The 21,126-nt window shown below is 65.0% G+C and carries 21 protein-coding genes and 1 riboswitch; of the genes, 10 read left to right on the top strand and 11 right to left on the bottom strand.

Going from position 1 to position 21,126, the window contains the following annotated elements:
- The 5 genes from IPV10_RS15600 to IPV10_RS15580 all read right to left on the bottom strand — a co-directional run.
- A partial coding sequence (locus IPV10_RS15600; protein ID WP_207485368.1) for a DUF3375 family protein occupies positions 1–685 on the bottom strand: 685 nt, incomplete at its 3' end.
- 56 nt (positions 686–741) lie between these two features.
- Positions 742–1,155: a PIN domain-containing protein gene (locus tag IPV10_RS17365; RefSeq protein ID WP_207485366.1), complete on the bottom strand. Its 414-nt coding sequence runs from the start codon at positions 1,153–1,155 to the stop codon at positions 742–744.
- On the bottom strand, positions 1,152–1,367 hold the full coding sequence (locus IPV10_RS15590; protein WP_207485364.1) for a type II toxin-antitoxin system VapB family antitoxin: 216 nt from the start codon (positions 1,365–1,367) through the stop codon (positions 1,152–1,154). The genes IPV10_RS17365 and IPV10_RS15590 overlap by 4 nt, the downstream gene beginning before the upstream one ends.
- Positions 1,368–1,615: 248 nt before the next feature.
- Positions 1,616–2,263 carry an NAD(P)H-hydrate epimerase gene (locus tag IPV10_RS15585; protein WP_207485362.1) on the bottom strand — a complete coding sequence of 216 codons (648 nt, stop codon included), beginning with the start codon at positions 2,261–2,263 and terminating at the stop codon, positions 1,616–1,618.
- Positions 2,260–3,237: a nucleoside hydrolase gene (locus IPV10_RS15580; protein WP_207485360.1), complete on the bottom strand. Its 978-nt coding sequence runs from the start codon at positions 3,235–3,237 to the stop codon at positions 2,260–2,262. The genes IPV10_RS15585 and IPV10_RS15580 overlap by 4 nt, the downstream gene beginning before the upstream one ends.
- 317 nt (positions 3,238–3,554) lie before the next feature.
- Here IPV10_RS15580 and IPV10_RS15575 point away from each other — a divergent pair, with 317 nt between their 5' ends.
- The 3 genes from IPV10_RS15575 to IPV10_RS15570 all read left to right on the top strand — a co-directional run bounded on the left by IPV10_RS15575 (position 3,555) and on the right by IPV10_RS15570 (position 5,117).
- Positions 3,555–4,463, top strand: coding sequence for a hypothetical protein (locus tag IPV10_RS15575; RefSeq protein ID WP_242685058.1), 909 nt, complete (start codon positions 3,555–3,557; stop codon positions 4,461–4,463).
- A gap of 55 nt (positions 4,464–4,518) precedes the next feature.
- Positions 4,519–4,636, top strand: a riboswitch (SAM riboswitch).
- Between the two features lie 32 nt (positions 4,637–4,668).
- Complete coding sequence (locus tag IPV10_RS17245) at positions 4,669–4,791, top strand: hypothetical protein (RefSeq protein ID WP_278249385.1); 123 nt, start codon at positions 4,669–4,671, stop codon at positions 4,789–4,791.
- On the top strand, positions 4,788–5,117 hold the full coding sequence (locus IPV10_RS15570) for a hypothetical protein (protein WP_207485358.1): 330 nt from the start codon (positions 4,788–4,790) through the stop codon (positions 5,115–5,117). The genes IPV10_RS17245 and IPV10_RS15570 overlap by 4 nt, the downstream gene beginning before the upstream one ends.
- A gap of 6 nt (positions 5,118–5,123) precedes the next feature.
- Here IPV10_RS15570 and IPV10_RS15565 read toward each other — a convergent pair whose 3' ends face one another.
- Genes IPV10_RS15565 through IPV10_RS15555 form a run of 3 tightly spaced genes read right to left on the bottom strand, consistent with a single transcriptional unit; the run spans position 5,124 to position 8,541 of the window.
- A complete protein-coding gene (locus IPV10_RS15565; RefSeq protein ID WP_207485356.1) occupies positions 5,124–6,083 on the bottom strand; it encodes a hypothetical protein in 960 nt (319 codons plus the stop codon).
- 16 nt (positions 6,084–6,099) lie between these two features.
- Complete coding sequence (locus IPV10_RS15560) at positions 6,100–7,914, bottom strand: nuclease-related domain-containing DEAD/DEAH box helicase (RefSeq protein ID WP_207485354.1); 1,815 nt, start codon at positions 7,912–7,914, stop codon at positions 6,100–6,102.
- 6 nt (positions 7,915–7,920) lie between these two features.
- Positions 7,921–8,541, bottom strand: coding sequence for a hypothetical protein (locus tag IPV10_RS15555; protein WP_207485352.1), 621 nt, complete (start codon positions 8,539–8,541; stop codon positions 7,921–7,923).
- A 229-nt stretch (positions 8,542–8,770) separates the two neighbouring features.
- Between IPV10_RS15555 and IPV10_RS15550 the strand changes: the two genes are divergently transcribed.
- The 4 genes from IPV10_RS15550 (at position 8,771) to IPV10_RS15535 (ending at position 15,425) form a co-directional block, all read left to right on the top strand.
- Positions 8,771–9,400, top strand: a complete 630-nt coding sequence (locus tag IPV10_RS15550; protein ID WP_207485350.1) for an HNH endonuclease — start codon at positions 8,771–8,773, stop codon at positions 9,398–9,400.
- Positions 9,400–10,587 carry a DUF6361 family protein gene (locus IPV10_RS15545; RefSeq protein WP_207485348.1) on the top strand — a complete coding sequence of 396 codons (1,188 nt, stop codon included), beginning with the start codon at positions 9,400–9,402 and terminating at the stop codon, positions 10,585–10,587. Before IPV10_RS15550 ends, IPV10_RS15545 begins: the two co-directional genes overlap by 1 nt.
- A gap of 172 nt (positions 10,588–10,759) precedes the next feature.
- On the top strand, positions 10,760–12,364 hold the full coding sequence (locus IPV10_RS15540; RefSeq protein WP_207485346.1) for a phospholipase D family protein: 1,605 nt from the start codon (positions 10,760–10,762) through the stop codon (positions 12,362–12,364).
- Positions 12,354–15,425, top strand: coding sequence for a helicase-related protein (locus tag IPV10_RS15535; protein WP_207485344.1), 3,072 nt, complete (start codon positions 12,354–12,356; stop codon positions 15,423–15,425). Before IPV10_RS15540 ends, IPV10_RS15535 begins: the two co-directional genes overlap by 11 nt.
- Positions 15,426–15,494: 69 nt before the next feature.
- On the opposite strand, the gene IPV10_RS15530 is transcribed toward IPV10_RS15535, so the two are convergent.
- A complete protein-coding gene (locus IPV10_RS15530) occupies positions 15,495–16,670 on the bottom strand; it encodes a hypothetical protein (RefSeq protein WP_207485342.1) in 1,176 nt (391 codons plus the stop codon).
- Positions 16,671–16,812: 142 nt separating this feature from the next.
- On the opposite strand from IPV10_RS15530, the gene IPV10_RS15525 reads away from it, so the two are divergent.
- Complete coding sequence (locus tag IPV10_RS15525; RefSeq protein ID WP_207485340.1) at positions 16,813–17,970, top strand: DNA cytosine methyltransferase; 1,158 nt, start codon at positions 16,813–16,815, stop codon at positions 17,968–17,970.
- Positions 17,971–18,097: 127 nt separating this feature from the next.
- On the opposite strand, the gene IPV10_RS15520 is transcribed toward IPV10_RS15525, so the two are convergent.
- Complete coding sequence (locus tag IPV10_RS15520) at positions 18,098–18,376, bottom strand: hypothetical protein (protein WP_207485338.1); 279 nt, start codon at positions 18,374–18,376, stop codon at positions 18,098–18,100.
- A gap of 58 nt (positions 18,377–18,434) precedes the next feature.
- Between IPV10_RS15520 and IPV10_RS15515 the strand changes: the two genes are divergently transcribed.
- The gene (locus IPV10_RS15515) at positions 18,435–18,764 is read left to right on the top strand and encodes a nucleotide pyrophosphohydrolase (RefSeq protein ID WP_207485336.1); all 330 of its coding nucleotides are present in this window, start codon (positions 18,435–18,437) and stop codon (positions 18,762–18,764) included.
- Positions 18,761–20,491, top strand: coding sequence for a DUF2075 domain-containing protein (locus IPV10_RS15510; protein ID WP_207485334.1), 1,731 nt, complete (start codon positions 18,761–18,763; stop codon positions 20,489–20,491). The genes IPV10_RS15515 and IPV10_RS15510 overlap by 4 nt, the downstream gene beginning before the upstream one ends.
- On the opposite strand, the gene IPV10_RS15505 is transcribed toward IPV10_RS15510, so the two are convergent.
- A complete protein-coding gene (locus tag IPV10_RS15505; RefSeq protein ID WP_207485332.1) occupies positions 20,492–21,034 on the bottom strand; it encodes a hypothetical protein in 543 nt (180 codons plus the stop codon).
- Positions 21,035–21,126 lie beyond the last annotated feature (92 nt).

Here is a 21,126-nt window from a genome sequence, read left to right as displayed (position 1 = left end):
ACTCTCCGAGCAGTTCGCCCTTGGCGCCGTTCCAGGCTGCGATCTTCTCCCGCGCCGATCGATCCAGCCTCCGGAGGTTCTCCTCAACCTCTCGGAAGTCGCTCATCAGCTCGCGCGACATCGACGTGAACTGCTGAAAACGGTCGCGCACGCCGATCTCGTCCAGCGCCAGGGACTCACCTCGTTCGATGCGTGCGATCTCGGTATCAAGCTCATCGCGGCGACGGGTGAGCTCGGCGACGCGCACCCGGGGGTCATCGTCAGAACCGTGCACGATGTCGCGCAGCAGCGCGATCAGTGTGTGCAGGCGCGATTCGGTGCCCACGAAGGAACGCTCGCGGAGGTCGACCACCCACCGATAGGCCTTCTCGAGCGTCGATGTCGCCTCGTAGTGGATCTCGTCGGCGCGCGTCGGATAGAAGCGCCGCAGCCAGCCGTCGTCGGAGGCGGCCCACTCTTCCAGATACTCCGCCGGCGCTCGCGAGTAGCGGTTCGGATCGGACTGGTGGATCGCGTAGAGATGATCGTCGAGCAGGCTGATCAGCTCGCTCTGGCCGACCGCACCGCGGTTCGCTTCGAGAAGATGGGTGCCGAGGAACGACAGGATCAGCGGTGCGTTCGCCTTGCGCAGCAGGCGCCAGGCGCCGTGCCGCTGCGCGAGCTGCTCGATCTCGTCATGATCCACATCGGAAAGCGTATAGGCGTGCGGCGACAGGCGTTCACGAGGTGTCGGGGCCGTGGTCAGCGCGTCGGCTGCACGTATTCGTGTCTCAGGTCGACCACCGCGGCGATGTGGTCGAAGTCGTGGTCTGCCGCCAGTACGGTGGCGTCGTTGACGAGCGCGTATCCGGCGATGAGGATGTCGACCGCGCCGGCGGCGCGCACGCGGCCCGAACTCCATAGGGCGCTCTGGATGTCGAGCACGAGCGACTCGTCGGGGGCGTGCTCGAGCGGAAAGCCGAGGCCGATGCGCTCGCGGTACGCGTCGTGTTCGTCTGCGGTGCGCGCGCTGTGGCAGAACTCGAGAACCTGCGGCGGACAGGTCACGAGAAGATCCGCCGGTGCACGCGCGATCTGCCGCAACCGGGCCGTGATGGCGGGATCACCCTGGGCGAGCCGCCCCCAGACCGAGTTGTCGACGAGGTAGTCGGTCACCGAGAGTCGCCGGCAGTGCGGACGACGGGGGCATCGAGCTCGGCGGGCAGATCTGCGAGCTCCGTGATCGCGTCGATCATGGCGTCCTTCTGCTTCGACGCGATCAGACGACGCAGCGCGAGATCGAGCACCGCACGGTTGGACCGCTCGCCGGTCAGCGCCCGAGCACGTTCGATGAGCTGCGGGTCCAGGTCGACGCTGGTCATCGCCATCACGATCTCCTTCTACCGTTTATATAAACAATCATATACCTTGAGCTCCTCGCGCCGGTTCAGCGTGCCGTACCGATCTGCGTGCCGTCGCAGATTCGCGCTCAAGTCGCAGGAATCCCGAGGATCCATGCGACCTTGGCGCGAAACTGCGACATGGTCGCCCATCATGACAGTCGGCTGCGCGTCAAAGCCGGTTTGGGGCAGGCTGTACACAAAGTTCGGTCGACGGGCGTCCTGTGGAGGGCGACTCAGCCCTCGCGGATCTCGTCGACGGATGCTTCGCCCACGGCATCCGCGAGCTCGAGTCCGAGGCGCACGAGCACGATGCGTCCGCTGAGCGCGGGGCCGTCGCCTCGCGCGAGGCCGGCCTTGACGGCCCCGAAGGTCACGGTCGTGGCGGCCGGCAGCATGACCTCGCCGGCCTCACCGGTGTCGGGGTCGAGCCCGCTCGGCAGGTCGACGGCGACGACCCGCGGCCGCGCCGGCAGGAGCGTTCCGACGACGTCGCGTGCGCGGCCGCGCAGGCCGCCGCGGGCGCCGATGCCGAGGATGCCGTCGACGACGAGGTCGTAAGTTGCGGCATCCACGTCCGCCACCTCGACGACTCTGGCACCGGCATTCAATGCTGCGGCGAGCGCCTCCTCGTGCACGCGATCGGCGGTGCGCAGCACGTCGATCCGGATGCCGTGCGCCGCGAGCTCGGCGGCGGCGAGCAGCGCATCTCCACCGTTGTCTCCAGCGCCGGCGAGCACGAGTGTCCGCATCGGATTCTGCTCGGCGATCACCTGGGCGAGGGCGTGCGCGGCGCGGCGCATGAGCGGGACGCCGGCCTCGAGCAGCGGGGCCTCGGCGGCGCGAACCTGGGCTGCGGTGTAGGTCGGGACGGTGGGCGTCATGGCGCCAGCCCGGCGGTGAGCCGCTCGACGGCATCCACGATCTGGTCGGCGAACCCGTCCTGGTCGAGTTGCAGCGCGACGGCGGTGCGGAAGTCGGTCTGCTGCTCGGCGGACCCGCTGCTGTGGTGCATGCCGGGCACGTCACGGAAGTTGACGACCGTCGCGCCTCGGGTCCATTCGCCGCGCAGTTCGACGCGCACATCGGCCATCGCGGTGGTGAAGATGGTCGGGTCGATGAGGGCGGCGACGCAGCACGCGTCGTGCACCGGCGGGGACGCGAACTCGTACACCTCGCGGTAGGCGGCGCCGACGAATCCCCAGACCGCGAGGGCGAAGTCGCTGACCGATCCGCCGATGGCGCGCACGCGCTCCTGCAGCTCGGGCGTCGCAAGTGCCTGATGGGTGAGGTCGAGGCCGACCATCGTCACGTTCCAGTCGGCGCGGAACACGGCCTCGGCGGCTTCGGGGTCGACGTAGATGTTGAACTCGGCGTGCGGGGTCGTGTTGCCGCGGGTGTGCGCGCCGCCCATCAGCACGACGGATTTCACCCGCTCGATGATCCGCGGCTCCTTGCGCATGGCGAGCGCGATGTTGGTCAGCGGGCCGACCGGCACGAGGTTGACGGTGTGCGGCTCGTGCGCCATCACGGTGTCGATGATGAAGTCGACGGCGTGCCGCGGGTCGAGGTCGAACACCGGCTCCGGCAGCACGGGCCCGTCGAGGCCGGTGGCACCGTGGATGTCTTCGGCGACGACCTGCGGCGCGACGAGCGGACGGCTCGCGCCGCGCGCGACGGGAACGCGGATGCCGGCGGCCGCACACACCGAGAGGGCGTTGCGGGTGACCTTCTCGATGGTCTGATTGCCGGCGACGGTCGTGATGCCGATCAGGTCGATTGCGGGATTCCCTGCGGCGAGCATGATCGCGATCGCGTCGTCGTGCCCCGGGTCGCAATCGAGGATGACCTTCTCCATTGGTGCCTTCCTTTGGTTCCGTCGGCGTGCGGTTCCATCGTGCCGTACGGATGCCGGGGATGGGGGTGGCTCAGAAGAACAGCATCGCCTTGTGCGCGATGGCCGCAGCCGCCAATACGTACCGCGAATCGATGAATGTCCGACGCCCTGTCTACCGTGTGACTCAGCCGGTCCATAGGGACCTCACAGCACTTGGGAGAGTGCGTCGTCTCACGCCCAGATGAGGGCGGAATTCGGCGTGCCCGCGGACCGGCGCCCCTCGGCATCCGTCGTGGGGCAGGCCGGTGCTCCATGCACGCTCTCCGAAGGAGAATCACATGTCCGATCCGATCGTTCCTCCGGCGCCTCAGGCGCCCGCTGCCGGGTTCTACACGCCCGGGGCTCCCCCGCCCGCTGCGTCCGTACCGGCGCCGCCCGCCCCGGGAGGCCTGCCGCCCGCGCCCGAGCAGCCTTCGCCGAAGAAGCCGAAGAAGCTGAACGTCCTCGCGCTCGTCGCGATGATCGTCGCGCTCGTCGGATTCCTGTTCGCCTGCATCCCGGGCGCTCTCGTCGTCGGCTGGGTGCTGCTGCCGATCGCGTTCGTGCTGAGCATCGTGTCGCTGTTCCTCAAGGGCGATAAGAAGTGGTTCGGCATCGTCGGGCTGGTCGTCTCGATCGTCGGCACGATCGTCGGCGTCCTCGTGTTCTTCACTGTGGTCGCCACGTCGTTCGATGAGGCGTTCGGCAGCGGCGACACCGTCGTGACGCAGTCCGCGGACGAGGCCGACGAGGCTCCCGCGGACGGCGCGGAGGAGCCTGCAGCCGACGCGGCGCAGGGCTCTCGCGAGAATCCGTATCCGCTCGCATCCACGATCAGCTCCGACGAGTGGACCGTCGTGGTCAACTCGTACACGCCCGATGGCAGCGCCATCGTCGCGGGGGCGAACCAGTTCAACGAAGCGGCCCCTGCCGGCTCGCACTACGAGATCGTGAACTACACGGTCACGTACACGGGTGCGGAGTCGGCTCTCGCCGCCGAAGTCGGCGTCGACCTGGTGACCGGAGCGGGCAACGTCGTGAACAGCTACGACAGCATGGCCGTGCTCGAGGACGGCTTCGGCCTCGACGAGCTGTACAAGGACGGCTCGGCCACCGGGTCGGTCGCGTTCCTCGTGCCCGACGGCGAGACCGTGCTGATCCGGGTGGCTCCCGGGTTCCTGGCGGATGAGGTGTTCGTCAAGCCGTAACGGTTCGGAGCCCGCCGACGCGATGTCGGCGGGCTCTGCTACCGTCCTGGTCAAGGTTCAAGAGCTGCAGTCATCGGTACCTGGCCGGCTGCACGGCAACCCTCCTCCTTCGAGCGGGGTGCCCCAGGGGAAGAACCGGCCCGGCGCATCCGCGTGCGGGCAAGTCGATGGGCACTCGCTGCCCTTCCCACGGAAGGACGATCCGATGAACGCAGATCACACTCCTCGCCCCACCGGCGGCTGGCCGCAGGACGAGAACCGGCCGGTGTTCGCGCCGGCGACGGATACCGCAGTCGCGGCGAACTCTCACGAGAAGGAGCAGTCATGACCACTCACGAATCCGCGAAGAACCTGGACCCGTCGCTGTACTGCGCGTACTTCGGCGGCCCGCGCGACGGACTCAAGACGGGCGACCTGCCCGCGCCACTGTCCGGCAAGAAACTCACCGGGATGACCTCGAAGATGCCGCTGAGCCAGCCTCACCAGTACAGCCTGTACGCGGTGTACGTGTGCACCAGCGAGACGCAAGTGGATGGGTTCTGGGTGTTCGAGTACCAGGGTATGGAGGGGCCGAACGGGGAGAAACTGGTGGCGGCGGATGCTGAGGAACAGAAGTCTCCGCAGCACAGCCGCGCCTCGGATGCCGGCATCTAATCACGCTCAGCGGATATGAAACTCGCCATCGCTCTCAAGGATCTCGAGCCGACCACCCGGAGAGAACCCGAGCATGAGATTCTTGCCCATCCCTATGACGCCGGAACGTTCGTGGTCACCTCCAGTGCGCGGATCCCAACTCACTTCGTGAGCCTCAATGCCGACGCGCACGGTGATGCGCGTCCGCGCCGCGGGGAAGATGTCCTTCGATATCGCCGGAATCCGTATCTTTCCCGACTTGATATCGCCGTCAGTGACGTTCTGAGTGGTGCGTCGGCGCGCACCACTCACGCGTTCCCGTGGCACGGCCGTCGAGGAGGCAGTAATCGCGGGCTCTTCTGAAGCAGTCGTCGAGCGCGAAAGCAACGGTTTCCTTACGCCCCGGATGCCGTGCCGCTTTCGCCTACCGCCGGGAAACGTGAGGTTCGCAAAGGGAAGCGGACTGTTCGGATCTGCGAGCGCACCCGCCACCTCGGCGGTCACTCCTCGGACAAACCGATCGATCATCACCTTCTCGGCACGATCGGGATCCGCACATGATCCGAAATGAACCCAGAGTGGTACAGAAGATTGGTCAATCATCTTGACTGGCCACCCGCCGGAATGTGGTGCGCGAGCTCCGATCGGTGTGGAATAGAACTGAGCGACGCGATCTCGGACGCTCGCGCCGGCGAGTCCTACGTAGACAACCGGCTGTCCTGCCACCCACATACGTTGCAGCCGACGAATCAGGTGGTCAGCGTCCGCCACCACACCATCGATCGTCGCCTCGGGTCGCTCTCGGAGAAGTTCATGAACGGCTTGGATATCGATTGGCAGAGCGCCGGCACCGTCGTCCGCCGTCGGGTCTTCGCTAGACGCGACAACGTAAACCCCAGGTGATCTGAGCGGCACTTCGATACCCCACGACGCAACACCCACTCGAGAGACGCCCGCTGCCGTGAACAACTCTTCCACCGTGGTCATCTGAGACTCCGATCTGTCAGTTCGCCACGACGACGCAGCGATACCGAGCCCGCGTCAGTCCCACATACAGAAGGTCGAACCACGACAGCCCGGCTGATGTGACAAAGGCCAGCCCTTCATCACCGATGTCGGTGAGGATCACGGCCTCAGCATCCAGCCCTTTGTACTTGAAGATCGATCCCCATCGCACCCGTCCGGCAGGCGCCTTCGGCGCCAGTGGTTTCGGAGACGGCGACCCGATCTCGACCTCGGCCGCTGCATCCGTCGTCACCACGTCCACCGTTCCGAGCGCAGAGTCGACCCTCAGTCGGTCGCGCAACCAGCGCTCCTCTTTCGAGAAGTTCTCGGCCGCAAGCAGGCGGCCCACGAGTGAATGCCTGACACCGAATAGGCTGAGGATCACGATGTCGTGCGCCTGATGGTGTTCGAGAAGTCCTCTGAGCGCCTCGGCGAGCGCGTGCGAAGCCTTGGATGGGTCGCTCACTGACTTCACCGACAGAGCTCCCTCGGCCGCTGACGCCACTCGGTGACTGCGGTACCCGAACGTGCGCGACAGGAGTCCCTCGGCGGCGCCGGTCAGTCCCGCGACCTGCCGCAGGCCCCGACGCAGCGCGAGGTGCATGAGATCGGGCACCCGCTCTTTCGCGACCGCATAGGGATCGACGTGAGCATCGGTACGGCGAAGGATCTGCTGCCGCGAATCGCCCGCGAAGGCGAGCTTCGTTCCGGTTGCGGAGCCGGTGCCTGCGAGAGCGAAGACGACGTCGAGGACGAACGGGAAGCTCGCGATGTCTTGGAACTCATCGACGCAGATGGCCTCATATCCACCCAGCGCCGGGTTGTCATGGAGCGCAGCGAGCGCCAGTGCCGGCAGCTCCTGCGAGTACCACTCCGGCGTTGCATCGTCTGGGTTCGCCGTGAGCCCGGCCAGACGCAGCATGAGCGTGTTGAGGTCGTCCACCACGATGTCACGGTGCGCGCGCAGTGCGTCGCGAAGCTCATCCGCCATGAGCAGATTCCAGCAGATGACGAGGGTGCGCTTGTCCGACCGCCAGCGCTTCGCGAGCTGGGTCAGCAGGTAGCTCTTCCCGGTGCCCGCGGGGCCGTCGAAGTAGACGTGATCGTTGCACTCGACCATGTCGAGGACTAGTCGCTGGTCCTTCAGCAGGCGGTTCTCTTCGTCGAGCCGCTCCAGCTTTCGATCGGCCAGAGTCCGGCCGCCCGCGAAGTCGCCGAGCAGTGTCGCCGCGATCTCCTCGACGTGCGCAGCGGTCATGACATCGGGATCGTGCTCGACATTCTCGACCGTGTAATACCAGGCGTCGTGTTCTTCGAGCACCTTCTCAATCGCCCTGACCGGATGCTGCAGGTCGCCGCGCCATGCCAATTCCCACTCGAAGAATTGCATGTCACCAGGGGAACCGTTGTTGAACATGTGGCGTTCGAGCGAGGTGAACCACACCAGGCGGGTGATCGGTTCCGATCCGTTGAGGACTCCCCGCGCCTTGAGGAAACCCCGGATGCTGCGGATGCTGCCGTCGAGCTGCCCGAACGGACTCTTGCCCGGATTCGGAACCCGATCGAGACGCCACTCGCCGTCTTTGTACTCGACGTACTCCGGGCTCTTCGCCTCGATCACGACGATGCCGCGGCCCGGCACGAGCACGATGAAGTCGGCCTCACCCTGGAACTGCGCGGCGTGCCTTCGAACCTCAAGGCTGTGGAGCACGATCCAGTCGTCCGACGCCGTTGATCCTGCGAAGGCATCGAAGATGCGCGTCTCGGAGACGTTGGCTCCGCGCCGGGGGCGGGCGGGGATCATGCGAGTCATGGTCCGTCAATCCTTGAGCGGCTCATCGCTAAAGCTGAACTCGATCGTGGCTTCGGGATTGATGCTCTCGATGATTCTCGTGTAGAACAACTCGGCCTGCTCCTCCAAGAGCGGACGGAAACCGTCGATGTGGGCTTCGGAGGCCCCCGTTGCCAGGATCTCCTCCATGAGCTTCGACTTGTCGATCGAAGGCGTCGTCCAACTCAGGACTCCGTTGTCCTCGCTCGCGAGCGACATGGTTGGATCGCTCATCCCCAATCCGATGAACTCTGGGATCGTGATCCGGTAAGCATTTTCTCCAGTCGCTCTGATGTCGACTTCCTTGCCCTCGATGCCGAACTTGGCGTTGTACTCGACCCGAACGAGCGTCATCCGCTCATTGCCCGGAATGTCGATCAGATTCAAGAACTTGGGATCTTCCTTCTCGATCTTCTCTTCCGAGATCGGAGCGGTCACCAAAATGACCTGCTCCTCTCCCTGCGCCACACGGAGCACCTGAGCCGTGCGCTCCTCCCCCGCACCGAGGAGCTTGCCGACGAACACCCCACCCACGGCGGCGGCGGCTCCGAATCCGATGATGAGGAGCAGCACTGCCCAAAGCGGGGTTCGGCTCGCGGTTGTGGACATGGACGCTCCCTGGACCAGATGTGACCAGCGGAGGAGTTCGCTGACCGAGTGCGTTTGTGACCACTAACCGCATTTGGCTCGCGTGACTGATCGACGATGAGACGGACACCGTGGTGCTGCGCAGTCACGCCCCTCCGGCGCGTCGCCCGTCGCGTTCCCCTTGCACGCGATTCGGATGATGACAGAAGCGTATCGAGCGCGAGGGACATCGCGCTTGTCGCAACGTGTGGTGCCCCGTGTCGCCACCTTCCGCCAAGATCAATCCATGACCTCGCGCAACTACCTGAGCCTGTTCGCGATGCCGAAGCCAGTTCGCATCACCGGCCGCAGCTCGAGCATCACGAACTCGTTCGTGAACGGACTGATCCCAGTTGTGCCACCCACCGAGGACGAGGTGCGCGAGGCGTTGGAGATCCTGGGAATGCAGGACGCGATCGTCTGCGCGTACTGCGGCGACACCAGCACCGAATGGGACCATCTGCGCCCGCTCGTCGACAAGCAGCGCCCAACCGGCTACATCTCCGAGATCCACAACCTCGTGCCGGCATGCGGCAAGTGCAACCAGAGCAAGGGGAACAAGAACTGGCTGACGTGGATGCGCAGCACTGCACGGCTCTCGCCGGCGGCTCGCGGCGTGTCCGACATCGAGGAGCGGATCGCGCGCCTGCAGGAGTACGAGCAGCGAGGTAGGCCCACCCGGATCGACTTCGAAACCGTTGTGGGTGCGGATCTCTGGGACCGCCATTGGGCTCACCACAAGCGGCTTCTCGAACTCATGCGCGAGGCGGACGCGGATGCGCAAGAGATCAAGATTCGGGTGCGGGCCGCATACGAGGCGCAACGGACGGGGGTCAGTTGATGGCATCGCTGGTCACCTGGCTCGACATCTCGGCCGACGAACAGAAGCGGATGCGGGAGCTCGCCTCCCTGTTCACGCTCCGTGACAGTCGCGACGAGCTCGGGCTCGGCCTGCTGCGAGACAGCATCGCCGACGCACTCTTCCCCGGCACATCGACCCTGCACACGCGCGCCCGATACCTGCTGTTCGTCCCCTGGTGCTTTCAGCACGCGGCGCGCGCAAAACCGGAACAGCGCTGGCGCCGGCTGGACGACACCGAACGGTCGATCATCTCCCCGCTGAGGTCGTCCGCCGATCCGCGCGGCCTTCTCGGCGAGCGCGCGGGAACAGCGCTGAAGAACCTGCCGTCGTCTTCGTACTGGTCGATGCTGCAGCGCTACGGCATCCTGTCGCACCCGGCTACGCGCGCTGAAGCTCTCACTGCCTCGATGCCGACGCGCACCGTCGACGACGACGGGCAGACGACCGTTTCGTCGATCTGGTCGGCGCCGGCGATGCCCGAAGGATTCCCCGAGAGCATCCCCGAGGGGTTCGCGCTCACGCACGACGAGGCGACGTGGCTGCGTGACCGCATCCTTGAGCATGCGCCGGGTTCGCTCCTCGCACACCTCGTGCAACAGCGTCCCGACGAAGATAGCGCTGCGCCCTGGACGGATCCCGCCGCCGGCGCCGCACCTGAACGCGCGGCACGCGTGCACCGACAGGCTGAGGACTTCTCCGCGGTCATGCACGGTGCGCAACTGCTCTACAACCTCCTGCTCGCCACCGAGGCTCACCGGCTCGACGTGGGTGACGAATCCCGGGTCGTCCAATACCGTGACCAGCTCGACACCTGGGCGCGTGAGCTGACCCCGCGCGCCCGCGAATGGCAACTGAGCGACCTCTTCCACGTCCTGCGCGACGAGCACGGCTCCGCTCCGACGGTCGTCCCCAGCACTCGCGACTTCATCACACGGTGGACGACGCTCCTGCAGAGCACGGATCTCCAGACGCTCGTCGATGACGAAAGCGCCAGAACGCTCATACGGCAGCGGGAACGTGTCGCGAAGGGTGCCAAGGCACGCCTCGGCAGCCAGCGACGACTCGCAACCTGGGGCGGGGCTTCGGGCAGTGCGCGGCTCACGTACCGTTGGGGCACCGTGCGGGGCATCCTCGCCGACATCCATGACGGGCTGCAGCGTGCTTGAGCCTGATTCCCGCTCCCTCCTCTCCGAGCTCCTGCGCCCGCCACCCGGATTCACGCTCTCGTACGCCGTCGGCACGACCTTCACGCTGACGCTCGAAGCCGCACTCGCCGTACCGCTCTCCCTGGTCGGCTCGGGAGCCGCCGACGACGATGCGGTCGGGATCATCAGCGCGGTGCGACGTGCGGTCGACCGGATAGACGTATTCGCGCAGGCCGGCTACATCGGTCTCGGGGCAGCGAGCGACCTGGTCGCAGTGCTCGAACCGATGATCCATCCAGTGATGATGCCGCCCGGCCGGCTGTTCCATCCCAAGGTGTGGTTTCTCGAGTTCGCAGCAGGCGGGGAGCGCCGCTACCGCTTCATCTGCAGCAGTCGCAATCTCACGAACGACCGCACCTGGGATGCCGTCGTCGCGCTCGACGGTGTGCCCGGCGACTCGGACGATGAGTCGACACTTCGCGCGAACGACGGCATGGTGCGTCTTCTCCACTGGCTCGCCGCCGAATCCCGCACTGCCCCGCGGCTGACCTCCGACCGCCGAGCGCGCATCGACGAACTGGCGGAGTCGTGGAAGACGATCCGTTGGGAGTACCCGGAGCACGTGCGCCGCCTGGCGGTCCACGTGCTCGGGATCGGCGCAGACAGCACACCAAAACTCGGCGGGCTCCAGGCCCTGGTCGTCTCTCCGTTCGTGACTGACGAGGGGCTCAGCGGGTTGCGTGCTCGACGCGGCGGCGAGACGACCCTCATCAGCCGCCCCGAGCAGCTTGATCGCCTGAACCCGCCGTCGTTCGACGGCCTGTCGATGCGTATCCTCGACGACTTCGTCGACCAGGCCCTGGCGGATGCCGGAGCCGGCGAAGCCGTGGCCACCGGTTTGAGTGGCCTGCACGCAAAGATGATCGCTCATGACCACGCACACCTTCAGTCGACCCTGCTCGCAGGCTCCGCCAATGCAACAGGCCCTGCGTGGACAAGGAATGTTGAGGTCATGATCGAACTCGGTGGCTCAACGAAACAGTTCGGCGTCACTGCCCTCGCCGAATCGCTCGCACCGCTGCTTGAGGAGTATGCGACGGACGGCGGAGCCACGGCATCCGATGACGAAACAGCCGAGCGCAACCTCGAAAGCGCGCTCCGAACGATCGCCACAGCCCGGCTCGTGCTGCGCGTGCACCAGGGCGATTCCTACGCGTACTCGCTCTGGGCTCACGATCCCGCCCCGACCATTCCTGAAGGCCTGTCGCTGTCCTGGCGTCTGCTGACGCAATCGGACACCGTGCCCGGGGCTTTCCCTCCTCAGGATTCCCCGTTCAGTTCGAGACCTGTGTCGCTCGCCGAGATCACACCATTCGTCGTCGTGGTTCTCGAAGATCACGCGGGCCGACGTGTGCAGACGATCATGGTCGCTGAAATCCTCGACGATGTGCCCGAACGCCAGGACGCGATCGTCGCTGCCCACCTCACGGAGCCCGGCGCCTTCGCCCGGTTCATCCGGCTCATGCTCCAGCAACCGGGGGCTTCGACGAGCACGGCGGGGGGATCGTTCGCGTCGTTCCGCTCGGCCTTCGGCGGTGGGGTCGCTGAAGACGGGTCGGGCCTGCTGGAGTTGCTCGTGCGCGCAGCGGCGATGAATCAAAGCGCACTCGCAGACATCGAGCGGGTGCTGTCACACCTGCGCCCAGACGAGCGCGACTCTGCGCTGCCACCGGGATTCAGCGAAGTCTGGGCAGCGGTCATCGGGGCTATCGGAACGGAGGCGGTCGATGGCCGTTGATGTCGACGCGGTCATTCGCGGACTGAAAGGCTTCCAGCGCGACGCCGTGAACCACGTGATCGATCGCTTCTACGGCGATCCCGACGGCAGTGGGAGGTTCCTCGTCGCCGACGAGACGGGTCTCGGGAAGAGCGTCATCGCGCGCGGAGTGATCGCGAAGACGATCGAGGAGCTGGAGCGCGACCCCTCGGTGGACCGCATCGACATCGTCTACATCTGCAGCAACGCAGACCTCGCGAACCAGAACTTGCGGCGACTGAACGTCACTGGAGACAAGCACATCGCGGTGGCGACGCGGCTGACGCTGCTGGCTCGCGAAAGCCACCGCCTCGCGGAGCATGACGGAGCGGACGGCAGCAAGAAGGTGAATCTCGTCTCGTTCACCCCGGGTACCTCGTTCAAAGACAGCGGCCTGCGCTGGGGCAGCGCGGAGGAGCGTGCGCTGCTGTGCATCCTGCTCGAAAACCGATTGCAGCCTGAAGGCGACGAGAAGCGTGCAGGGAGATGGATCTTCCAGGGCGCGGTGCAGAAGGTCTCAAGCTTCGAATGGCGAATCAATCGGACGCTCGACGATCTCGGCGCCGCAGGACCTGACGAGCGCATCGCCGACGTTTTCGCTGCCGCGATCGAGGCCGATGGCACGTTGCAGAGGTTCATCGCGCTGCGGGAGCGGGTGCAGGAGCACGGACGCAAGCCCGATTCTGGCGAATTGTGGCACGAGGCTGCCGAGGTGATGGCGTCCCTGCGCCGCCATCTCGCCAAGGCCGGTGTCGACGCGCTGGAGCCAGACCTCGTCATCCTCGACGAGTTCCAGCGTTTCCGGTCGCTTCTGGATCCCTCAAGCGGAAGCGAGGCCGCGGAACTCGCCGACAGCCTCTTCACCTACGGCGATGCGAAAGTGCTGCTCCTGTCAGCGACACCGTACAAACCGTTCACCACCGCGGACGACGGCGACGACGACCATCAGCGCGACTTCCTGGAGACGATCGGCTTCCTCGCCGGGCGCGACGTATCGCGGGTGGCGGAGGTGAAGAGCGCACTGGAGGCTCATCGACTGGCGTTGGTCACCGGTGGCGATGCGGCTGCGTCCGCGGCATCCGTTCGCGACGCTCTGCTGCCGTACATGTCACGCTCCGAGCGTCCGCCGTTGGCGCGCAACCAGGACATGGTGGTCGATCGTCCGCTCGATGGAGGCGTGCCGAACGCGGCGGAGATCGCGGACTGGAGCGCGCTGCATCGCCTCGACCAGCACCTGGGCGCGCACATCGACATCGAGCAGTGGAAGTCGATCCCCTACTTCGCAACCTTCATGGACACGTACAAGGCGGGTTCGCGGGTGCGCGAGCTGCTCGATGGCGACGGTGGCGAATCGATCGCGCCGCTGTTGTCGGCGGCCCGCGGACTCACCGTCGATGACGTCCGCGATCGCGCTGAGATCGATCTGGGAAACGGGATGCTGCGCGCGCTCGCGGCGGATACCGTCGGCCGAGGGTGGTGGAAGCTGCTGTGGATGCCGCCGTCGATGCCGTACCTGCGTCCTGGACGGATCTACTCGAGCGTCGACGGAGATGTGACGAAGCATGTGGTGTTCTCCGCGTGGAACGGAGTACCGACGGCGATCGCCGCACTGCTGAGCCACGAGGCATCGCGGTTGGCGCATCGGGGCCGGAGCCGATCGTCGGACTCGAGCGCCGTACGTCTGGCGTGGTCGCTGAACGAAGACGGTCGACCCACGCAGATGAGCGCGCTGGCGCTGTTCTGGCCGCATCCGGGTCTGGCGTCTGCGGCGGATCCGCTGATATCGGCACGCGCGGCGGGCGGAATCACAGACGCCGCGACGGTGGCATCGAAGGTCGACTCGAGCGGAGACGATATCGAGCCGTCGTCGGCGTTCTTCTCGCATCCCGGGGCGCTGCCTGCAGGGGTCAACCCCTCGCACGTAGCGGGACTTGTCGGAGGCGAGCCCGACGACGAGGACTCCGGGGCGAGCGGCCGGTTCGCCGACTATCTCGAGGCCGCCGCCGCAGCGATACACGGAACAGCCTCTGGGCATCAGGATCTTGGTCGCCTGGCCGCGCACGCGCCGGGCTCCATCGCGTTCCGTGCCTTGCGAGCGGCCGCATCACCCGAGGCAACCGCAGTGGGCGTGTGGCGCGCTGCGTGGGAGTTGTCACTCGCACTGCGCTCGCTTTTCGCGAGACCCGAGACCTCAGCGCTTCTCGACACTCTGGACGAGACGGATGCTCCGTACTGGCGCGTCGTGCTCGACTATTGCGCCGACGGCAACCTGCAGGCGGTGCTGGACGAGTACGTCTATCAGCTTCGCAGCGAGGCCGGCGGCGGTCTCCTCGACGATGACGGTCTGATGCTCGCGGCGAAGCAGATCGGCGCCGCTGTGCGGATGAAGCCCGCCATGCTGCAGGGGCATGAGGCGACGGCTTCACGCAAGCCGATTCGGTTCCCGACGCGATTCGCTGTGCGGTACGGCGGAACGGGCACGGATGCCGACGAGAAGGTGGCAGCGCGTCAAAGCGGTGTTCGCGCGGCGTTCAACAGTCCGTTCGCGCCGTTCGTGCTCGCGTCAACGAGCGTCGGCCAGGAGGGGATCGACTTCCATTGGTGGAGTCACGCCGTCGTGCACTGGAACCTCCCATCGAACCCCGTCGACTTCGAGCAGCGCGAGGGTCGCGTGCATCGATACATGGGTCACGCGGTACGGAAGAACGTCGCCGCGCAGCACTGGGACGATGTTCTGTCTTCGGGTGAGGCCGCGTGGGATGCCGCCTTCTCGGCGGCTCTTTCGGCTTCGGCCTCATCTGGGTTGGGGCAGTTCGCCCCCTGGTGGGTCTATGACGGGGACGCACGGATTCACCGTCGAATCGCGACGTTCACACTGAGCCGCGACCACGACCGGTACGAGCGGCTGCTCGATGCGCTGACGCTGTACCGACTCACGCTCGGGCAGCCTCGGCAGGAGGACATGCTGAGGTTGATGCGGCAGAACGGGGTCGACGAAGGGGATCTGAAGGCGGGCGGGATTGATCTGAGTGCGCCATGCTGAGCGACGCAGTACACGTCAGATACGCAGTGAGTTCACGGCGAGGTGTGTGAACAGCCGGCCGATGGAGAGCTAAGGCAGCGCGCCAATCTCGCAAACCCACCTCTCGCTCACACGCTGTATCGGTGCAAGCCGATCTGGAAACAGCTTGTGTCGCTCCAGATCCACGGTGCGGGCGAATCGGAACTCCCAGTTGCCAGTGGCAGAGAACAGACACGCCGCCACGACATCGAACGCGTCGATGCGATAGAAACGCGAAGCTGGATCCCCTTTCGATGCGCGAGTCTTCTGAACCTCTACTCGGTGACTGCCGTCTGCGAACGTCTTCGGACTCGCGTTCTTGCACTCGATCCGAAGCGAACGTTCATCGGCAAGCTCTACATCAAAGTCGTGTAGAGCATCAACATCCAACCGCTCCGAAATGAGTACGTCCGGGGACAGCGCGAGCTGTTGTTCGAGGTGATACTCCGCCACGCCGCCGCGCACCGCCACTGCGAGTCTGTTCCGACCACCGATGATGTCGAGAATCTGTTCACTCGAGAGCGCGAACTGTTCTTCAAGCACGTGCCGACCCACGACGACTGGACTCGCACCTTCTTTGATGATCGCTTTTGCCGCTGCGAAACGAAGTGGAGGATCGAGCCTCAGCGACGTTGAACGACGCTCCAGGCGGGCATAGTCGATGAGGTGCTCTGGCGTGAATGCGACCACTGTTTCGAGGTTCAGTGGCGATCGTGCGTCCTGGCGCTTGGTGCCGGCCCTATTCTTCTTCTCCCAAACGTGCCAGCCGGACGACATCGCCGCGTCTACGTCAACCTGCTTGAGGTAGAACGAGATGCCCATTGGCAGCGGGTCCCAGAGATTTGCATCGAGTCCGACAGCAACCTCGGCAAGCGGATCGATGCCGAGGATCATCGTGACATCTACCCCTGCTGTATCGCGACCCACGGGATGCTCACGTAACCAGCTCTTTTCTGATCCGTACCGCAGCTGTCCACGCACCTCGTCAGCCGGTCTGTTCGGGATATCGTTGGTGGTGATCCTGAACGGATACACGAGCATCCCGAGCCGCTCATCTGACGCGAGCTGTACACCGAGGTAGATTGGTGCCCGGTTAGGCTCGCTGGCGTACAAGACCCGCCCACCTGAAGCTTCTACGGCGTTTAACAGGAAGTCATGGAGGTCTGCGCGGTTCTGCACGCGATACACCTCACCGAACGACCTGCCTGCAACCAGCTCGTGTTCCACATGACTCCAATCGTTGGATCTTCGCCCGAGCGTAGCGAGTCATCGGACGCATGTCCGTGGCCTCAGGCAGACTCGCCTCGACCATACTGATAGATGAGCGGCCTGATGCGGGCTGGCGCGAACGTGACGAACTGAGGTATCCATGGGCGAACAGCTCCCGGTCGTGAGCCTGTTCTCTGGAGCGGGCGGGCTCGACCTCGCCGTAGAGCGCGCTGATGCCGATCCGCTTTCGGCGGCAGATCCCGGAAGCGGTCTACTCAAGGTGTCGGTCGCCACCGACTACAACGAACCGGCGCTTGACACTCTCCGCGCGAACTTCGACGGCGCGACTACTGTCTCCGGCGACATTCGCGAAGTTCCGACGGAACAGATCTTGGCTACCGCGGGTCTTCGCGCGTCCGAGCCCGTCCTCGTCGTCGGCGGGCCCCCGTGCACTCCCTTTAGCAAGTCAGGGTTCTGGCTTGAGCAGAAGCGGGAAAGTCGCGACCCGAATGCATCCCTCCTCGACGAGTATGTTCGAGTTGTCCGCGAGTCTCGGCCGGAAGCTTTCGTCCTCGAGAACGTCCAAGGCCTTACGTACACTACACACCGGGCCCAGTTCGAGCGCCTCCTGAAGGCGCTGGGGGAACTTGGCTACAACCCCCAGTGGAAAGTCCTCCTCGCGGCAGACTACGGCGTGCCGCAGCTTCGACGACGGGTCTTCGTTGTGGGACGACGAGATGGCGAGAAGTTTGAGTTCCCTGACCAAACACACTCCGGTTGGAGTGAACGTGACCGCAAGATCGACACGACAAAACTCCCCCACGTAACTGCTGGCGAGGCATTCGCCGATCTGCCAACCGTCTTGCGCGTCTCAGAAGACGAGATCGTCGCTGGACAGTACGGGGAGTTGGCTGCGGAAGTACCACCGGGGCAGAACTACCTCTGGCACACAGATCGTTATGGCGGTCGGAACCACTTCGAATGGCGCAGTCGATATTGGACGTTCCTACTCCGGCTCGACCCTAATCGCCCGTCGACCACCCTCCAGGCACAGCCCGGCCCCTGGGTTGGGCCATTCCACTGGGAGAACGTGCGAGCAACAGATGGAGTTGAGCGAGCGCGAAGGCTCCGGGCGGCGGAGATGCTCCGACTGATGTCGTTCCCTGACGATTTCAAGATCGCGGGCAATCGAGCTGACGTTCAACGGCAACTCGGAAATGCTGTGCCCCTCGAACTCGGAAAAGCCGTCATTCGAGCGCTCATGGTTCAACTCGGCTACATCACAGAACAATCCGAGAGCCGATTCGCCGTCGGATAGCACTGAGCTTCATTGGCGGCTGATCGGGGCGATCAAGCTATCTCGCGAGACCGATCAAGTCGACTCGTCGTTCCGGGCGACAAGACGACGACCTACCGTGACGATGACATGATGGCGCAAGCGGGGGTCATGGTTGACAGCCCGTAGCCAGCCGCTGATCGCTGCCCCGCATCCTGTCGGCAAGCCAAGTCACGATCTCTGCGAACTCATCCGTTGACGGCTCGGCAGCGTCGACCCACCGTTCCACGACGTCCATTGCGGCGTCCCGTCGTCCACCTGCGTGCAGCACGTCGCTGACCGCTGCAGCTTCCGTCCATTGCATAGCACGCCAGAGTTCGCGCGCGTCCCACGTGCTACTCAAGACATCCGCAAGCGTTCCAATCGCCACCCGGAGCTTCTCGTCCATCCAGAGCACGTTAGCCGGCACGTGGCTCAACGTCGTCACTCCCTGCTACCTTCTCCCCATGCCGTCCGATGCCACCAAGGAAGCCCTCCGCGCCTTCGTCGCAGCCCGCGACTGGGACCAATTCCACACCCCGGAGAACCTGGCGAAGAGCATCGCGATCGAGGCATCCGAACTCCTCGAGTGCTACCAGTGGACGTCCACGCCCGACCAGCAGCGGGTCGAGGAGGAGCTGGCGGACGTCGTCACCTACTGCATCCACCTGGCGAACAAGCTCGGCGTCGACCTCGACGACATCGTCATGCGCAAACTCGAGTCCACCGCGAAGAAGTATCCCGTAGAGCTCGCCAAGGGCCGCATGACCAAGTACACCGAGCTGAGCAAAGAGTGACCGGCTTCAGCATCCAGCGTCTGCCGTTCCAGCGCGAAGCGGTCGACGAGTGGGCCGGCACTGACGCACACCACACCAACTGGCCGGTCGTGTATGTGATCGACGGCGCCGCCCCGCGGAGCAGGCTCTACGTCGGAGAGACCACCCGCCCGCAGAAGCGCATGCGCCAGCACCTCGACGGCCCGAAGAGGGAAGCCGGCCTCGAGAGCATCCGCGTCGTGGTCGATCACACCTTCAATAAGTCGGTCTGTCTGGACCTCGAGTCGCATCTCATCCGCTGGTTCCACGGCGACGGACAGTACGAGATCCTCAACGGCAACGACGGCCTCACCGACGCGCAGTACTACGATCGCGAGCTCTATCGAGAGTCGTTCCGCGACGTCTTCGAGGCGCTGCGCACGGAGGGACTGTTCTCGCGGAGCATCCCTCAGATCGAGAACGACGACCTCTTCAAGCTCTCGCCGTTCAAGGCGCTCACCGACGATCAGGCCATCGCGGTCGAAGACATCGTCGAGGGGCTGCTCGCCGATCTGCGGCATCCCGACGCCCGCTCGACCCTCGTCGTGCAGGGCAGCCCGGGCACGGGCAAGACGATCATCGCGATCTTCCTGATGAAGCTCCTCGCCGACATCCGCGAGTTCCACGAGCACGACGACGTCGAGCAGGACTCGATGTTCTCGGAGTTCTTCGTGCCCGAGAACCGAGACCTGCTGAAGGATCTCCGGATGGCGCTCGTCATTCCGCAGCAGTCGCTGCGCGAGTCGGTGAAGCGCGTCTTCAGGAAGACTCCGCGACTCGACCCCAAGATGGTGCTGACGCCGTTCCAGGTCGGGGAATCGGATGCCGAGTTCGATCTCGCGCTCGTCGATGAGACGCACCGCCTGAATCAGCGATCGAACCAGCCATCCGGCCCGCAGAACAAGAAGTTCATCGACATCAACGTCACGCTGTTCGGCGAGGACCACCAGCGCCACACTCAACTCGACTGGATCAAGGCGCGGTCAAAGCACCAGCTGCTGCTCATCGATGGCGAGCAGAGCGTGCGACCCCACGACCTGTCGCCGGCGGCGCTCGCGGCCGAGTTGAGCGCCGCGAAGGATGCTCACCGCCACTACCGGCTCACCACTCAGATGCGAGTGCAGGCCGGCGCCGACTATGTCGACTTCGTTCGCGCCGTGTTGCGCGGTGAGGCCGTCGCGCTGCCAGATCTCGGCGACTACGACCTGCGCTTCTTCGATGATCTCGGTGAGATGCGGGCGGCGATCCGCGCCCGGGATGCTGAAGTCGGGCTATCGCGGATGGTCGCCGGGTACGCCTGGGATTGGGTGTCCCGCCGCGATCCGGATGAGTACGACATCGAGATCGACGGCGAGCGGATGCGGTGGAACAAGGCGCAAAAGGACTGGATCAACTCACCCGGCTCCCTCGAGGAGGTCGGCTCCATTCACACCGTGCAGGGGTACGACCTCAACTACGCCGGTGTGATTATCGGGCCGGATCTGCGAGTGGATTCCGCTGGCTGCATCGCCGCTGACCGGGAACGTTACCGCGACAAGAAGGGCAAGGAGAACACCGGGCATCTCAAAGATGCGTTCGGTGACGACGATCTGCTCGTCTTCATTCGGAACGTGTACGGGGTGCTGCTGACGCGAGGGATGCTCGGGACTTACGTGTACGTCTGCGATGCAGGATTGCGGGAGCGGATACGAGCGCTCGCGACTAAATAGTCAGAGGAGAGCGCCCGCCGCATCAAGGACCTTCATCGTCGCAAGCACGGCGTTGTCGCGGTACTGCTTCGATCGGGCAACATCGCGGACGATCGTCACCACCTCTTCAGCGTTGATAACCGCAACCGAGCCAGCGCCGATCTTCTGGGATGCACACCAAGCGCGGACATCGCTTTCTGCACCAGCACCCGCGAACTTTCCTACGTACAAGCGGAGCTCGATGGCCTCGACCGGGAATCCGAATCGCTCTGCAGCGCCCGCCACGACGGTCGTCCGAATCTGCGGATCATTAAGCAAGGCATAGAGAGCGTTCATTCTGTGGTCCGTGCTCTCGCCGCGCACGTGACTAGCTACGACTCCTCTTGACCCGAAGAAGGACTTGACCGTCGCCAGCACGAGTTTGTCCGCCCGCGCAGCGACCAGGTCTACTTCGAAGCCGTGCGTTTGCCATTCTTCATACGCTTCTTTGCGCGTGCGGCGCTTCACCGGGAACTTGAGTGCGCTCGACACCACGAGCCCTTCCGACTCCAGCGCCAGTGCCACAAACTGGCTCTTCGGACTTCCGGTAGGGGTCATGGGGTGAGGCCTCCGGCGGCGAGCAGCATGCGGAGGCGGTAGTTCTCTCGGTTGCGGTG

The sequence above is a fragment of the Microbacterium sp. SD291 genome (genome assembly GCF_017355365.1).
Classification (GTDB): domain Bacteria; phylum Actinomycetota; class Actinomycetes; order Actinomycetales; family Microbacteriaceae; genus Microbacterium.
Note: the sequence above shows the minus strand (reverse complement) of the source record. Positions and strands in the feature narration are given on the sequence as shown.